At 57.7% G+C, this 18,036-nt stretch carries 7 protein-coding genes; 2 read left to right on the plus strand and 5 right to left on the minus strand.

Translation table 11 applies throughout. The features are described from left to right. Complete coding sequence (locus BMZ67_RS02425) at positions 1-582, minus strand: carboxypeptidase-like regulatory domain-containing protein (RefSeq protein ID WP_139214319.1); 582 nt, start codon at positions 580-582, stop codon at positions 1-3. Between the two features lie 69 nt (positions 583-651). Next, a complete protein-coding gene (locus tag BMZ67_RS02430; RefSeq protein WP_092020901.1) occupies positions 652-1,680 on the minus strand; it encodes a GlxA family transcriptional regulator in 1,029 nt (342 codons plus the stop codon). A gap of 120 nt (positions 1,681-1,800) precedes the next feature. On the opposite strand from BMZ67_RS02430, the gene BMZ67_RS02435 reads away from it, so the two are divergent. Together BMZ67_RS02435 and BMZ67_RS02440 are read left to right on the plus strand one after the other, a co-directional pair. After that, positions 1,801-2,703, plus strand: coding sequence for an alpha/beta fold hydrolase (locus tag BMZ67_RS02435; RefSeq protein WP_092020315.1), 903 nt, complete (start codon positions 1,801-1,803; stop codon positions 2,701-2,703). Positions 2,704-2,992: 289 nt separating this feature from the next. Continuing rightward, a complete protein-coding gene (locus BMZ67_RS02440; RefSeq protein ID WP_092020316.1) occupies positions 2,993-4,666 on the plus strand; it encodes a hypothetical protein in 1,674 nt (557 codons plus the stop codon). Positions 4,667-4,730: 64 nt separating this feature from the next. Here the strand turns inward: BMZ67_RS02440 and BMZ67_RS02445 are convergent, their stop codons facing one another. The 3 genes from BMZ67_RS02445 to BMZ67_RS02455 form a co-directional block, all read right to left on the minus strand. Next, the gene (locus BMZ67_RS02445) at positions 4,731-5,285 is read right to left on the minus strand and encodes a C40 family peptidase (RefSeq protein WP_092020902.1); all 555 of its coding nucleotides are present in this window, start codon (positions 5,283-5,285) and stop codon (positions 4,731-4,733) included. A 79-nt stretch (positions 5,286-5,364) separates the two neighbouring features. Continuing rightward, positions 5,365-5,850, minus strand: coding sequence for a CDI toxin immunity protein (locus BMZ67_RS02450; protein ID WP_092020317.1), 486 nt, complete (start codon positions 5,848-5,850; stop codon positions 5,365-5,367). A 17-nt stretch (positions 5,851-5,867) separates the two neighbouring features. Continuing rightward, entirely contained in the window at positions 5,868-17,936 is a 12,069-nt protein-coding gene (locus BMZ67_RS02455; protein WP_092020318.1) for an Ig-like domain-containing protein, read from the minus strand. Positions 17,937-18,036 lie beyond the last annotated feature (100 nt).

Raw genomic sequence — 18,036 nt, forward strand, 5'->3', positions numbered from 1 at the left:
CTAGTCCTCCCCGTCGGCCTGGGGCAGGCGGTAGGCATGCTCAAGCGCTGCCTGCCATTGCCTCTGCAACTCCGGATCCTCGCAGTCCAACCCGTCCAGCGGCGCCAGCTGCTGCATAGCCCCCCAGTCCAGGGTTCCCTCTCGGGTCAGGTAATCCACCAGGCGCAGCCGGTAATGGCCAAACCGGCAGTTGTCAGGGTCGCGCTCGGCATTGGCAAACACCGGCACCTCAACCAGGCTCGGCTGCTCTGAGCGTGGCGGCGCCAGGGTGCTGGTGGTAAACGCCGCATCCCCATAGCCAGCATGGCTGATCACCCAGAACTGGGTGTCCAGGTAGCTGGCCGGCATCGCCATGTGAAACGCAAGGTGCGATTGTCCTTCGATGGAAAATTCACCGACAGCGCCGGTCTCCGCAACCAATTCACTCTGGTGAAGGTTACGGACCACCGCACCGGTCACCGGTGCGCCGTTGTCGGCATCGAACACCATTCCGGACACTGGCTGAACCGTCCACATGTCCGTAACCATGGGCACACAACCAGCCAGCAATAACCCGATCCCTAGCCCTAAAACCGCTCTCACGAGGCTCTCCACGAACTCTGTTTGTATCTCCCAAAGGTATACAAAACAAAGGAATTTAGCGACTACTCGTCAGTGTGACAACACGGAGGGCACAGGCGAAACAGCGGACGCCACGTAACTGAAACGGCGGCGGTACTGTTCCATGGTACAGCCCACCGTGCGCTTGAACAGGCGACGAAACGAACTGGCGTCTTCGTAACCCACCTGCCAGATAATCTGGGCAGTCTGCTCCCGGCTCGATTCCAGCAGGTGCTTGGCCGCCTCCACCCGCAACTGCTGCAGGTACGACAGTGGGGTTTCTCCCGTGGCCTCTTTGAAGCGACGCTTGAACGTACGGTGACCGAGACCGGCGACTTCGGCAACCTCATCAATCACTACCGGTTCGGAATAATGCTGCTCCAGCCACTCCTGGGCCCGCTTCACCGCCGTATCGTTATGGGCCTTGTGACCAAAGAAGCTCATATAGGGCATCTGCTCCGAGCGGCGGTTATCCATCACCAACAACTTGCTGCAGGCCAGGGCGAGAGCTGGTGAGGCCAGCCGCTCCACGAGGTACAGGCACAGGTCAACAAAGGCATTGGCACCACCGGCGCAGATTACCTGGCCATTGTCTACGAGCAGTTGCTCCTCATCCAGCCGCAGCGTCGGGTAACGTTTGCGGAATAATGAGGCCGCGCGCCAATGGGTTGTGGCCACTTGGCCATCCAGCAAACCGGCCTCCGCCAGTACAAAACTGCCGGTGCACACACTGGCCATCACAGCACCACGCTGGTATGCCGCCTGCAGCCACGGAAACAGCGGCGTCAGGCTCCGCAGGCTCTGATCCAGCCGTTGCGGCGAAGCCACTGCCTCACCTCCCGAGCCCAACACAATCACGTCCGGCTGGAACGACGCCCGTTCACAGGTCGGCACCACCAAAACCCCGCTATACCCCCGGACCGGTTGATCATCCAGAGTCACCAGCTGACAGTCGAACGTGCTGGTGGCCGCTTGCCCGGGCAGGTGGGCACAGTAGTTGGCGGTCGCGAGGAAATCCATCACGCCGTAAACCCCGGACGCATGGCAGTTGGGAAGCGCAACAACAGCAACCTTGATCATGACCATGTCCTTTTTCGCATCTACAATGTCAAATATGACACTCCTTTGGGATGCCGGCAAGCCCTAACCTGAAGCTGTCATCCATTACGGCCGAAAGGCCGAATCAGGGAGGCTAAGGCCATGACCATCCATATGAGAAACCTGAGTACTGCCACGGCACCCCAGACCCAGCCACGCAATTTCCAGCATGAGGCGCTTCGCCTGGGCCTGCAGCTGTACACCCGGCTGTCTGCCGAGGGAGCAGCAAAGCTGGTGGAGCGGCTGGCGTTTACCCCGGATCGGTTGCCCATGCCGTCACGCTATGAGTACCTGCTGGATCTGGCCGACAGCCACACCCAGCTCCACCATGGCCCCCATACCCTGCCCATTTACAGCTGGGGCGATGGCCCGACCATCCTTGGCGTTCATGGCTGGTCTGGTGCCGGTATCCAGTTTGGCGCCTACATCGAACCTCTGGTCGCCGCCGGTTACCGGGTGGTGCTTTACGACGCGCCCGCCCACGGCCGCGCCCAGGGCGAACGCACAGACCTGTATGAAATGACCGAGGTACTGGCCAAGGTGGCCCATCAGGTTGGCCCGCTGCATGCCATCATCGCCCATTCACTGGGCAGTATTGCCGCCGGTCGCGCCCTGGTGGACGGCCTCGACGCCAGCAGGCTGGTGCTGTTGGCGCCACCCGCCAGCCTGTCGGAGGTGGTCAACGAAATGGGCCATCAGATGGGGCTGAGTACGGATGCCCTGGCGGAGCACCGGAAGCGGATGGAAACCCGCTTTGGGGGTGATGTCTGGCAGCAGCTATCTCTGGAAGAACTGGCGCCTCAACTGAGGCAACAGGGACTGGTAGTGATCGACAGCGACGACGCGGATGTCAGCGCAGACCAGAGCGCACGGGTCTACCACAACTGGCCCGACTCAGAACTGATGTCAGCCGACGGCCTGGGCCACCACCGGATGCTGCGAGCGCCGCAGGTGGTTGACGCAGTCGCCGATTTCCTGACCCGTGACCGAGTCGTTCCACACTAATCTCAGAATCGCACCCTTGCCGCGGCTTCGGCCGCGGTCTTTTTTTCGCGTTCAGCCCACCCCCGCAACAACCTGCGCCCCATCAAGCTCCGAACACTTCATTTAACTAATATTTACAAACGCGAACACTAAGCAAAATATATTATTTTTCATAAAGCTACAGACAAATTAGAACAGAGAAATACACCCGCCTCCGACTCCACCCCCCATTTTAGGGATGTGCCCCGATGTTCCCCTGGCTTACGTTCTCTGGCGTTAGCTCATTGATTTGTGGACAACGAGGATTGTCATGGAAAACTTCAAGAAACTGGCATTGGCAGCAGCGATCTCTTCATCAATTGCACTCACCGGCTGTGGCGGCAGCAGCGGCGGTTCTTCCAGCGATACCGGAGGCACAGGGGACACTGGCGGCGGCAGTACAGCCACTGAAACCGGCGTGTTTGTCGACAGCGCGGTGATTGGGATCAATTACACCACCTCACCAAGCGGCCAGACGGGTAAAACCAACGACCTGGGCGAATACGACTATGCCCCGGGCGATACGGTTATTTTCAGCATCGGCGGCATTGATCTGCCAGCGGTAGAGGCCACCGGCCGGATCACTCCGGCGGATATGGGCAACGGTGGCACCGACTGGGGCAACGACCCCACCGTCATTAACATTCTGCGCCTGCTGCAGACCCTGGACGCTGATGGTGACCCCAGCAACGGCATCTCCATCACCGAAGCAATCCACACCGCGCTCCAGGATATCGACCTGGACCCGGCCATCAGCAAGTCCGACTTTGAAACCCAGGCCAACAGTGCCCTCGGCTCCACCGGTGCAGGCCTCATACTGATTGACGAAATCGACGCGATCAACCATTTCCAGGACTCCCAGTCCGGCGACTTGATCGGCAGCTGGAAGTTTGTTGAAGCCAATGGCGGTATCAACGTCCTGACGTTCATCAATGACAGCGAATACCTGATTGCCCATTCCCACAACGACGGCGAGGAACAGCGGGCTGCCAGCGCTGAGTATGGCTCCTACGAATGGGACAGCAGCGCAGGAACCCTGACGCTGACCCGCATCGATCAGTCTGACGGCAGTGGTGGCCTGGCCGATAACTTCGACACGGCTTCCTGGACCATGCAGTTGCAAGACGGCGCGATGGTTCTTGCCAGGGATGGCGAAGAAGCGGTGTTTACCCCCGTCCGTAACGCCAAGGACAGCCTGGTGGGCAGCTGGTACATCAGCGACGGCCCGGATCAACACAACGTACTGACTATTCTTGATGACACCAGCTATGTGGTCGCCCACAGCGCCAATCAGGAAGCCTACGGTTCTGCAGAGCCAGAGGCAGTATCCTCGGAATGGGGCAGCTACAGCTTCAGTGGTTCCACCTTTAAAGTAACCGCCGTTTCAGCAGAACTGGATGGCCCTGGCGGCCTCTATGACGCCCCATCCGAGGGCGGGGTCGGAGCGGTAGACGGTCCGGCTCGCCTGCATCCGACCGGGCAACTGACCCTGGCGGATAACGGTGCTGACGGTAACTTCACACTCCGCCGCCTGGGTCGTTACTCGGTCACCCTCAAGGACTTTGAAGGCGACACCAAGCAGGTCTATGTCGAGGCCAGCGGGAATGATTTCATGGATGTGGTCCAGGTGTTCAGCTTTGCCGATATCGACGGTGGTGCGCCTACGGTATCAGGCACGTTTGACATGACCGCCTCAGAGAGCGAGGAGATTACCATCACACTGGACGTCGACGGTGCCGGCGACATGTACTTCGAGCACGTGGGAGAGACCAATGTCATCGACAACAACTGGTCGGTATGGACTTCCGGCGCCCTCAGTTACACCGAAGGCGGGGTGGAATGGACGTATCTGCCGGTCAAGGGCAATGGCCCCTACACCACGCTGATCTACCAGGCCGACATGGACCTGATGTTCATTACAAACCTGAACTTCGGCCCCATGTAACAGCAGTAGCACTGAAAAACGAGAGCCCGCGATTGCGGGCTCTTTTTGTTGGTCCATCCAGTGCTCACGGCACCACCAGGCGCCGGGCCTGGGAGTAGCGGGTACGCCAGTAGCTGCTCTGTAGCGACGACTCTGTCACCCCCTGCGACGAAGACGCATGGATGAAGCGGTCATCGCCCATAAAGATACCGGCATGGCCGTTGCGGCCGTTGCTGTGGAAAAACACCAGGTCGCCGGGTTGCAGCTGGCTGCGCCCCACAGCCTGCCCCAATCCCACCATCTCACCGGTGGTTCGGGGCAACGGGTGGTCAAAGGCTTCGCGGTAGGCCGCGCGGATAAAACCGGAGCAGTCAAAGCCGGACGAGGTGGTACCGCCATAGCGATAGGGCACACCCTGATAGCGGCTAAAGACCTTTTGCAGCATGACCAGCTTCGCCAACGCATCCTGCTCGGCAAACACTGCCTCCTCTTGAGGCTGCCCCGTTGCGACACCGGGAACCACCGATACCGGCGGCAACGTTTGCGGCTGACTGGCACAGCCCGCAAGCACGAGCGCGCCAAGCACCAGCGCGGCCACAGTCCGACGGCTGTTCCTCAGCTGTGTTGTTGTCTCTGCCATGGCCATGCCCCGTTCGTACACCCTGCTCTCCGCCCTCAGGATAGCGCGGAACGGTTAACGCCGAAACAATGCTGGAGTGTTAGTCCAATACAATGCCAAAAGTACCGTTGTGATGGCTTTCGATGCACCACCGGGACGTCTTACTGATAATCCAAGTATCGAAGTCCTGATCAAACAAAGAGGAGGCAACGGATTCCACATCCGCCAGCGGCATCAAAACTGCGGGGCGATCCGCGTTGCTCCAAATCACGACGACCGGTTCATCGTCCAGCCCGGCGATTTTGATTATTTCCTTCAGGAGCTGCGGGCGCTGCTCCTCCGACTCCCAGTTAAACTGGATTTTTCGAGTGGCCAAGGTCCAATCTATGCCGCCCCAGCTGGTTACGGGGAAATGATCTCTAACCCATTCCCAGGATGTATCAACAAACTCTAACTGGTACTTAATCCCCCGAGCGTCCAACTCCGCAATAACATCGGCAATCAGCGCTGCGCGGGCACGGGCCTCGGTGGCAGCTTTCAGTTGCTTGCGCTTTCGTTCTAATAGGGTTCGACGCTCTTCATCCACAGTATTGCATTCCCGAATTAGTTAAACGACCTGAGAAGCCTCTCAAAGTCCCTTTCTGTCCCGGGGAACTCAATTGCATGATTTACAACCATATCGTTCCCTTTCCCGACTTTTACGTTGATATGCAGCCCTTTTTCAGGATCATAATCGATCCGGTACTGCTTCCATACACCATCAGCCTTTGTCTCAAAGCCAACAACCTGACCATACCCTTTGCTGGTAGATAGTCGACCTACTATGTTACGACGAGATGCCGGATCTATAGGCCCAAGCAATTGAAGAGCTCGATTTCTAGCCGCTTCATATGAATGCATTTGAACACGCACTTCTTTCATTCGGCACGACGAATTGTGGCTGAGCACACCGGAACGACCGACATAGTAGTTATGATCATTCGCTACGGTAAGGTTATATACGACCGTATTTTGGGTTCGACTTGTCAACCCAAAGATGCTCAGTAATTCGCCATCCCTACTCAATAGAGACTGAGTCTGAGTCAACTCACCAGCGCTAATCCATTCGCCCAGGTTTGGCTCAAAAAATGGATGCCCAGCTGTTGCTTCTATTACTTCGCCATTTGGCAAAGAAATATCCACAATCTCTTTTTCGCCCTCTCCGACAATCAAGTGCACTACTTCTTGTAAGGATCGTAGGCCGGTCTCTTCATTGTATGACCACACAAGGTCACCAACCTTAATATCCGATATGGGTATCAGGCCGCTCTCAGTGGCAACTAACGTATCGCCATCAAAGCTATTCTTCCCACATATTCGTGTAATCAGCTTTGAGGATAACTTCGTCGGCAACCGGCTCAATATGATGGATGTGCCCATACTCACTGCGTCAAAAGACTCTTCCCCAGAAGCAATCCGGAATACGGAGTCAAACAACGAGTAAGCGTTGTAAGCCCTCATTGCCAAATTACCCATCACATTGATCCCAGACATCACTGATCCAAGGCTAAAGTTCCCTGTAGGGTCGATATGCGTGACCGGGTCTGCATTTGCATATAGGTATTTATGTAACGTAACTGGATCATGATTCACCCCCATCCACGTATCCATCTGCGTAAACCGTCCCACACCCTGATCGTAATAGCGTGCCCGCAGGTAGTACTGCTCCAGCCCCGCATCCCGCTGTTCGCCGGTGTACAGATAGTCGTTTTCGGTATCACCTGCACGGGCCAGCAGAACGCCGAAGGCGTCGTAGTGGTAGGTGTCGGTGACGGTACTACCCTCGTCTGCCAGGGCTCGGGTTGAGCCGTGGCCGTCGTAGAGGTAGTAGGAGGTGGCGCCTGAGCGCTGTTGCACCAGCAGGTCGTCGCCGTAGGTGTAGCTAACCTCGGTGGTGCCGTTGCTCACTTCCGCCAGCACCTGGGCGTAGTCCCTATTACTATCCACCACGAACTGGGTGCTGGCGCCGTTCTCGGTGCGGCGTGTGCGGATGCCATCGGCGTTGTAACCATAGCTTGCGTTGTAGCCCGGGCGGGTGGTTTCGACCAACATGTTGCGGGCGTCGTAGGTGTACCGGGTCACCTGGCCGTCTTCGGTCTCGGTCAGGGTGTTGCCGTTGGCGTCGTAGCTGTAGCTCACCCCGCCCTGTTGCGTCAGGCGATCGTTGGCGTCGTAGCTGTAGGCGGTGTGGACGCCGTCGACGATGCTGTAGGTCCGGTTGCCCACCTTGTCGTACTGATACTCGGCGCTGTAGCTACCGTTAACCGGATCGGTGACGGTCTCGCCAATCAATCGATACAGCTCGTCGTAGCTGTAACCTGTACTGCGACCATTGTGCAGCTCCTGCACACCGGTACGGCGGCCGGTGGGGTCCAGCTCATAGCGGTAGTCTGCTACTACGGCATTGGAAACGTCTATGGAAGTCAGGGCCACCAGCCGGTTGAGTGCATCGTAGCTGTAGCTGGTAACGTTGCCATTGGGGTAGCTGACACTGGCTCGGTTACCTACCTTGTCGTAGCTGTAGACGGTTTCACCCAGGCCGCCATTTACCGTCGCAAGCCGGTTAAGCTTGTCAAAGCTGTAGCTGGTGCTGCGGGTCTGATCGTCGGTGGAAACATCCAGCTGCACCCGGTTTCCGGCCTGGTCGTAGCCGTAGGACAACACCGAACCGTCGGGCTGGATCTCTTCCAACAGCCGGTTCATGGCATCGTAACGGTAGCGGGTGGTGCCGTCCGGCGTGGTGGCGGTGAGGCGGTTGCCCACGGCGTCGTAACTGAAGGTTTCCACCGTGCCGTCGCCGTAGGTGACGCGGGTCAGGTGGTCGTTCAGGTCGTACTGGTAGCTGGTGGTCTGACCGTTAAAGTCGGTGTGGCTCAAACGGTTGCCTGCGGCGTCGTAGCTGAAGCTCTCGGTCTGTCCCATCGGCAGGGTCCGGCTCAGCACCCTGCCTTGGCTGTCGTAGGTCCAGCGGGTGGTACGGCCTTCTGCATCGGCCTGGGTCAGCTTATTACCGACAGCGTCGTAGCTGAAGGAGGTGGCACCTTCGAGGGCATCGATCACCTTGATGAGACGGCCTAAGGTGTCGTATTCATAGGTGGTGATACGGCCATTCTGGTCCGTGTGAGAGGTACGGCGCCCCATAGCATCGTATGCATCGGTCACCTTGCTGCCATCGTGGTACACCGTTGCCGTACGCTGATCCAGCGCGTTGTAGGTATATCGGGTGGTGTGCCCGTTAGCGTCAGTTTCGCTGGTGAGGTTGCCATCCGGATCGTAGCTGAAGCTGTGGCGGTTGCCCAAAGCATCCACCACGGCAGTGCGACGACCCGCAGCGTCATACTCATAGTGCGTCACGCTTCCGTTGCCGTCGGATTCGCTGATCACCCGGCCGGCGGCGTCGTAGCTCGTGGCAGCGTGACTGCCGTCGGCGTAGTCGCTACGGATTACCCGGTTCAGGGCATCGTAGGTGTAGCGGGTCGTGCGGCCCAGACGGTCGTTTTCGGCATCTACATTGCCTTCGGCATCGTAGATCCTGGTCGCCACGGAGCCATCCGGGTAATAGGTCTCAGTGACCCGGCCGAAAGCATCATAGGCATACTCGGTGCGACGGCCCAGAACATCCACCATAGCGGTCTGATTGCCGGCGACATCATACTCAGCATGGACCGTGGTGCCATCCGGATGGTGGGTCTCAATCACCCGGTTGTTGGCGTCGTAAACGTAGCGGGTGGTCTCCGCTACCGTACTACCATTGACGGTGCGCTCACGGGTTTCGCTTAGCACATTGCCGTTGGCGTCGTAGGTGAACCGGGTGGTCGCACCCAGTGGATTGGTCTCGCTCAGCTTGTTGCCGTCACCGTCGTAGGTGTAGGTGGTGGCGTTGCCCTCAGCGTCTACACTCTTCGATACCTGACCGTCGGCATTAATGTTATTGCCGGCCACGTTGCCCTCAGGATCGGTAACGCTTAGAAGGTTACCTACGCTGTCGTAGGTATTCCTGTACAGGTTGCCACGGGCATCCGTGATGGTCAGTTCCTGACCGCGGCTGTTATAGGTGTACGCCACCGTGTGGCCCAGCCCGTCTGTCTGGGTCAACTGGTTGTTGCGTTCATCAAAGGTGGCCGAGGCGCTGTGCCCCAGCGGGTCGAGCTGGCTTAGCTGGTTACCACGCTCATCGTAGGTGTACTGCCAGGTCTTACCCGCAGCATCTACCCTGGTGGTGATGTTGCCACGGTCATCGTAGTAGTACAGCGTCGTGTTACCACGACGGTCGGTGACCACAGATTGGCGGCCTTCGAGGTCATGGTTGAACTCCGTGATATTGCCTTCGTTGTCCTCTTGGGCAACCAAACGACCATCGTCGTCATAGATATTGCGAACCAGGCGACGCCCCAGCGGATCAATGACCTCCAGCAGGCCATGACTACGGTTGTAGGTGTACTCGGTAGTGTTGGCCATGGCGTCGGCGCTGGCCACCAAGTCTCCATTCGCTGTGTAGCTGTAGTTCAGAACATCGCCGTTGGGGGTGGTAATGGACCGGATGCGACCATCGCTGTCACGGTTGAAGGTCACCGCCTTGCCACTGGAATGGAAAATGCCATCGTTGGTGTAGCGCAGGGTGTGACCGTTGGGGTCCACCACCGTGTCGATGCCAAAATCCTGGTTCAGGTTGTAGACGTAGCCTGCCTCGGTGGTGAGCTGGTAGCGGCTCGGATCCACCGGACCCGAGTAATAACCGGTCTCCAATAGGGTGCCACCCTCATAGCGGGCGGTGCTGTCGTTCAGCGCCACAAGTTCGGACTGGGTAGTACCCACCGGAGTAAACTCCAGCGCTACGTCTTTGATCACCTGGTAGGTGTTGCACCGCGGCGACACGCCCACCTCGAATCGTTCTACATCGCCAGTAGGCAACGTTACGGTAACCACCGGCGCCCCCAGGGGCTCAATGCAGAAGTCAGTGATCATGTTCAGCGGGCCGCGTTTGTACTGGTTGATGGCCCAGTAACTGCCCAGTGGTCGGGACTCTTCTATCTTGACGTCTTGGTAGCCAACGCTCCAGCCATGGCCAAAATCGAGGTCTTCGAATCGACGGCGACTGTCGTAGGTACGAGTCACCCGGATGGGTAGACCTGCCATGGGAATCGCCAGGTCTTCCAGCGTGATACTGAAGTTACCCACCTTGAGGTCACCCTCGACCTGCAGCGACAGCATGTCAGACGCAGACTGGCCGTTCACATCCAAGGCAATGACGGCCACATCCCATTGGCCATTCATCAGCAGGCTAGGATCAAACACGGCGACCGGCGCGGACACCTGGCTGGTGCCGCCTTCAGCAATAACCTGCCAGTTATCATCGCCCGATGGAGCAATCAGCACCTCGTAGGCCACCAGGTTATCATCCTGGATGGTGGCGATGATGTCCGTGGGCGCGGTTACGATGGATCCGGTTGCCGGCCCCTCCAGGGTGACCACCGGCGCAACGGTGTCGCCGTCATCCTGAATCGTGACGTAGGCTTGTTCAGTGACAGTGGTGGAGCCATCACTGACAATGGCAGTCACGGTGTGGCGACCGGAACCGACAGCTGTCCAATAGGTCCGCCCGTAGGGACTCACCGCCAGCTGCTCGCCATCCACGTCCACCCGGATATCAAATTCGCCTCGCCCACCCTCGGCAAATACATCAATGGTGACGGTGTCACCGGCACTCACACTGTCTGGACTCACCAGCACAGTGATCTCTAGCGGCAGGGGCTCTTCCTGCACCCGAATGCTGGTACTTTGCAGGGTGCGCCCCTTGCCATCATCGGCGAAATACACCACGTCGTGCAGTCCAAGCTGTTCCGTGGCAGGCGTCCAGGTCACGAGGCCAGCACTGTCCACAGACAGCCCAGCCGGCTGGGTCATGGCGCCATAGGTCAGCGCATCACCATCCGCGTCGGTGGCCACCAGCTGGTACTGGTAGGTTTCGCCCACTACAGCCTGGAACGTCGGCCGGCTGGTAATCTCCGGGTAGCTATTATTGCTGTCATCCACCGCATCGAGGATAAAACCCTGAGTGACATAGGACTTACCGTCAGACACCCGGATGCGAACGTTGTGAGCGCCCACCTGGTCACTGACTGGAGTCCAGCGCAGGGCACCGTCTCCAGACAGCGTCATACCGGCAGGGCCGGTTTCCAGCGCATAGCTGAGCTGGTCACCATCGGCATCACGAGCAACGACATCATAACCATAGGTGTGGCCAACCATGGCCGGCGACGTAGGCAAGCTGCTGATCTGAGGCGTTTCGTTGGCTTCCACAGGCGCATTGACGCCTATGCCGTAGCTCTGGGTTGAGGCCGCACCGCGGGCATCGGTGACCCGCACTACTACATCATGCACCCTGCCAGCCTGCGCCGCAGAAGGCGTCCAGCTGACCAGACTACCGTCCAGGGTCATGCCGTTGGGTGCTAAGTCCAAAGAGAAGCGGTAACTGTCGCCATCACTATCTGTCGCTGTCAGCGGATAGCGATAGAGGGTTTCCGCCAACGCCTGAGTACCCGGCGTGCTGGTCACCAGCGGCGGATGATTAGCGCTTTCGTTTACCGGCAAAGTGAGCTTCTGGCGGGCCTGTCCGCCACGACCATCGTCCACCTGGATCTCAACAATGGCCGTATCACCAATCCGGTCCGCTGGCGCAAGCCAGGAGAACAGACCGCTGCCCGATAGGGTCATGCCGTCTTCGGATTGGGTCAGTGAGAACGTCAGTGAGTCACCGTCCGGATCATTCGCGGTCACCTGGTAGTCAAAGCGCTGACCGGCATACACTGCGCCGTTCGGCGAGCTGGTGATAGTCGGTGGCTGGTTGCCTGCGCTGGGGTCCACGACTTCGATCAGGAAATACTGCCGACTGGACGCACCCCGGGTATCCAAAGCCGTAACTTCGGCGGAGAACACGCCCGTCATGCCAGCGTCCGGCGTCCATCGTATCTGGCCGGTGACACCGTCAATGGTCATACCGGGCTGGGAACGGCTGAGGAGGTACACCACCTCATCGCCATCCGGGTCAGTCGCCTGAGCGATATAGCTGAAGGTCTCGCCCGGCTGAATCACCCCCTGAGCTTCAGACGTAAATTCCGGCGGCAGGTTATCGGACGCCGTTACCGTGACCACATGAGTCTGCTCAGCAACCGCCCCGGACAGGTCCGTTGCCCTCAGGTTCAGGGTATAGAAACCTTCGGCCAGCCCTTCGGCCTGCAATTCGCCGGTACGCTCATTGAGTTCGAATCCAGCCAGTCCATCCACCAGCTCGAACCGATGGGCATCGCCTCTGTCGGGATCGCTCACTTCAAGCTGGAAGCTGAAGCGCTCACCCACGACCGCAGTGCTTGAGGCGGGACTGGCGAATACCGGTGCATCATTAGCGTCGGCGATGGATACTGCATACTTCTGGGCATCGAACAGCCCCGCCTCGTCAAATACACGGACATCCACAATCGCTGCACGGGTGTGGTTGTTGTCAGTATCACATTCCACAAGATCGGCGGGACCGGAAACCGTCACCATCAATGCCTGGATGATCTTACTGTCATCTACAGCCAACGAAGCCTGGGTGGTCTCTCCCGGCAGCAGCCCGTCCACGGTGACCTGGCCAAGGGCTTCTTCGCCAGTCCAGAAATGGTCGTGAACAAAGGACACCGTCAACGGTCCGACAACCGGGGCCAGACCGCGGTTATAAACAGTGACACTTGCGGTGCTGGTGGCCTGGTCATAGGTGATGCCAGATACTGAAATGTCCGCAAGCGACAGGGCATCCCGGTCAGGGAAGGTATTCAACCGGAACGTATTGTGGCTCAACCAGCTCGGCATCGGACGGGCTGGAATCGTCAGGTCATCATTGATGTTATTGATGCTGTAGGCGTGCTGGTTCCAGATGGAACGAGTGGGGGCCCAAGCGTCAGCTTCGTCTTCAAAAACTCTTACGCCAGCGTAGTTGCCACGACCATAGCTGTTTGAAATAACCACAATCTCGGCATGATTGTCATTGTCCACGTCTGCAACGACGGGCAATTCGTAGGTCGTACCGCTGGTGTTGGCGATCTCATAGATAACCTGACCGGTGGGGCCATCGTATATCCGTAGGTAATACTCATCAGCGTAAACGACTTCGGCACGTCCGTCGCCGTTGAAATCGAACACCGAGGAGCCGGTTTTGTGGGACGAGTTGTCACGGGTCGGCGACTGCCAAACAATGGCGCCATCAGCATTGAAGACAACATAACGGTTAGCGCCTGCCACCCCGATGTCTGGAACGCCGTCACCAGTCATATCCGCAATTGTCGGAGCCCCGCCATTACCACCCCCGGGAATTGACTTACCGCTCCAGACAAGTGAACCATCATGGTTAAGGAGTTTGACTTGGCCGCTACTGACCACAACAATCTCGGGCATGGCATCGCCATCAAGATCACCAACAGCCGCAAACCCTTCACCGTGATTGAAAAGGAGCTGCCCGTCGTAGCTGTAGGCGGCACCGCCGGCAATAACTTCCTGATAGCCATCGCCATTAATATCTGCCGCAAACGATAACGGGCCTGCTCCATTGTTGCCAGAGGGACCGGAACCCTGCCAGATCAACTGGCCGGTATTGTCGAAGACCGCATTGCCAACAACAATCTCAGTGATGCCATCACCGTTGAGGTCGGCAAAGCTTGCACCTCCCCAGCGGATGGTTATACGGCTACTGGATTCCCATTCCACTTGGCCATCGTGGGAAAATGCGATGATACCGCCACCGTATCGGGGTGTGACAATCTCAACAAAGCCATCGCCATCGATATCGGCGGCAGCTGGAGATCCTTCAGGCAAGATTGATGCACCGGCTGATGTCCAGACGGGCTGACCATTCTTGGCCCACACCGCTCTCAGGTAACCTTGCCCATAGTAGTACCCGCCACGGAAAGTCTGGAAGATGATCGCGATGTCATCATTCACATCAACCCGGCCATCGCCGTTGGTGTCGTACAGGGGCACAGCAATCGGCGCGTGCATGACCTGGTTGTAGTTGGCCGCAGGCTGGCCAGCCACATCCCAGCGCCATTTCTCCACCGGACTCAACGTTCCCAGTTCTTCTTCCGGCTCAGCAATACAGAGCCCATGAGAATCTGTTCGGTTATCCACCCAGTCGCCACCGGCAGACCATTCAATCAACCCAGTGTCCGCTACAATAGCCATCCCTTCCGGGGCAAACTCAAGACCATAAGACAATTCATCACCGACATTCGGGTCGGTCGCATCAACGTCATAGCGGTAACCTGAGTCTTCCCCTCCGGCAACCACCGCCGGAGTAACAATCTGTGGGGGCAGGTTTTCGTGGATCACCAGAGTGAAAGTCTGCTGCGTGGTAGCTCCGCGGAGGTCCGTAACCAGCACAGTAATGCTGTATTCACCAGGTGCGATACCGCCAGGCACGGAGGTAAACCGCCCGGTGCGTTCATCCAGGTACAACCCTTCCGGCCCCGACAACAGACTGTAGCGATGGGCATCACCAACATCACCATCCGTCACCTCAATTTGGTATTCGAAAGACTGGCCACCCTCAAGTACCGCGGCAGGCTCGCTGTTGATAACCGGAGCCTCGTTCACATCTTCCACATTAAGGGCAAAGAGCTGGTCATCCGTCAGCCCGTCCGGGTCGGCCACTTCTACCCTCACCAGGGCGGCTCGGGTCGCGTTATTGGTGATTTGGCATTCCTCGATGTCCACACCAGGACGGAGCACCACAGTCAGGTCATCGGTCAGCTGGTTGTCGAAAACCGTGATAGCGGGATAGGCCGTGCCCCCACTGTCCAGCTCATCGACTTGCGCTGTCCCCAGCAGGACACCCTCCTCGGAGGTACCGGCATAGAAGTCCATAGCGAGAGGTACACTGATGTCAGCCAGCCCCCGATTACCCAGCTGAACACTCAGTTCGTGCTGTTCACCACTGCCTTGAACGAGGCGGACATGCCCCAGTCGAACATCCGGATTTCCAAGGTGGTCCAAAGCAACCGGCAGATAAGCCATCACCAGGCTGGTGGTAGCCAGCTTGGTACTGAAGAGCCCGCTGTTGGTGTTCCAGGTACCGTTCGCCTGTTGGGTGTCCAGCAAGTATTCGATATTGGCCAGTACCACCGGATCGGTGATAGCAGGGTTGCCATAATCCAGGGCCAAGCCAACCCACGCCGACGTCAACGGATCACCCTGGGTACCGGAGACATTCGGCGCCCAGCCACCCACCTCCAACTGGCGATCACGCAAACGACCATCAATCAGCTCAACAGCTTCATCGATACGCGCTAAAAGGCTTTCATCGGTGATCATCGTCACCAACTCTGCCAATCCGATCAGCCGGAACACCTGCTTCAGGTTATCCGACTCATTGGCCTCAACACCTGCCAGTAAATAGTCGGCCAGGTTTGGGGCCAGCTGACGGTAAAAATCGGCCAGCTCCTGTTGCTCGGCAGTCAGGACGTCCAGCTCCTCAAAATCCTGCAACAAATCAGATGAGGCCTGTGACACCAGTGCCGTAATTGCAACCGGGTTCCTCAGCCAACCACTGGCGTGATCATTGGTCCAGTAGGCCCGCTGACCACTGAGGCTCACCCGGTTCGTAAAGAATTTCAGTCCCTGTTGCCGGACCGATAGTGTTCGTGCCCGATCCGGCACGGCATTGAGCGCCCACAGGGCAAATGCAGTCTGGTTCTTGGCATAACCTGGGTGTGAACGACGGATAGAGCCGTCTGAAAGCTGACTGGCGAGAATCTCTGAAAGCAGGTACTCCGCCGCGGTTTCATCCACATCTGCCTTTTCTCTGGATGCCTGCAGTCCAAGTACGCTCTGGGTCTGGACGTGACACCCCAAACATTGGTGCTGACGGTGCCAAGCCACCGATTGCGGCGCCACATAATCGCTGGCATCAGCAATGGCTTCCCGAACCCTGAAAAACAGCGGAGCGATATAGGCCACACCCGCGGCGTCGTCACCCTCTTCGTATTCTTTTACCGACCCGGTGGGCACCACGTAGCATTGGTCGTTAAAGGTTGGCACGGTTTGCGTGAACTCTGGTGAAGGTAACCATTGGATCACGCCGCTCTCAGCGCCAATGCCCATCTCCGCCGGTCCACGCAGTAGAGAATACGTCAGAACATCATTCTTGTTGGGGTCCTCAGCCAGCACCGGGTACTGATAAGGCGACTGCTCTGGTGTTGTCACCATTGGGGGGCTGGTTATAACCGGAGGCAAATTCGGCTGAATCACATTGATGGTAATGGTTGCCGTTGCAGATAATTCACCGTCCGACACCTGATAAGTGAGCGTCTCCACACCTTCGAAATCCGGGGCCGGGGTATAGAACAGATCCGGGGCATCGCCGGTCATCGTCCCGTGGGAAGGGCTATCCAGCAGACTGTAGACCAGCTCATCGCTATCAATATCGCTGCCCACCAGCATGATTGCCACCGGATCACCGCCCTCAGTTTCAGCGTAAACATCTTCCGCCACGGGAGGGTCATTCACAGGAATAATCGTCAAACCATGCACTGCTGGTGCTGAATCAAGCTCACCATCGTTGGCAACGTAGGTCAGTTGATCTGGGCCAAAGTAGTTCTCATCAGGCAGATAGGCATAACCTGTAGCAGTTTCCACGACCGATCCATGGGTTGGCGCAACGACTACGGTAAAGGTGAGCGGTGATTCCTCAATATCAGACCCCGAAAACTGCAGAGGGATTAGCGTGTCTTCAGGGCCACTGGCATGAGCAGGGGTGGCGACAGGCGCATCGTTGACCGGTGTGACATCGATGGTCACCGTTGCCATTCCGGACAGCTGTTCATCATCGTGCACCTGGAAGGTCAGGCTATCCGGGCCGTAATAATTGGCGTGGGGGCTGTAGATCACCTGGCCATTGTTGTGCTCAATGACACCATGCTGGGGTGCACTCAGGACCTCAAAGTTGAGCTCGTCGCCATCAGCATCCTGTGCCTGCAACAAGAAGTCGAGAGGGGTATCTTCAGGTGTTGTAACCTGGCTGTCCAAGGCTTCGGGTCTTACGTTGTAGCAGCGGGTAAACCTTTCAAACGTGAAGCTGATATAACCCTGACCACTAAGCTTGTAGTCCGTCAGCCGAACTACCGCAAACTGGGCTACTCCGTAATCCAGGTTGGCTCCCTGGCCGGAATATTCACCCCAAACCGGAATAATAATGTTGTCGCCCAGCAGGGCATCGAGATTGGATCGAATGCCGCGGCTATTCATTACGCCTGGCGCACCTTCGACCAAGTCACCAATATTCAATTGGTGATCGGACGCACGGCCCGGGTTGATGTAGGTACGACTGGTTCCAGGCGGAACCAAGGCGGCCGCCAGCAAAGGCGCATCATTATCACCCTGCCACGTCAGCCAATTGTATTGGCCTGGGCCTGTACCGAGGGGGATATTCTGAAAGGTTTGTCCGGGAATCGCCGAATCCAGCAGTGAGCTGGAAACCGTCAGAGGGTAGAGAGAGCAGAAATCCGGGCTGATAACGATGTCTTCTGTCTCCCGGAATGTTCCCGCAGAAACGGACCCAGCAGACACAACGAACCACGCAAAAGCCAGCCCTAAAGCGAACTTCATAATCACAACTTCCCTGTCGGTTATGTGCACTACCTATGCACAACTCATATGTGCAAAACTCATGCACTACTGCAAACGTTTCGCGAAACTAACAAATCGG

The organism is Marinobacter zhejiangensis (genome assembly GCF_900114775.1).
Lineage (GTDB): Bacteria > Pseudomonadota > Gammaproteobacteria > Pseudomonadales > Oleiphilaceae > Marinobacter > Marinobacter zhejiangensis.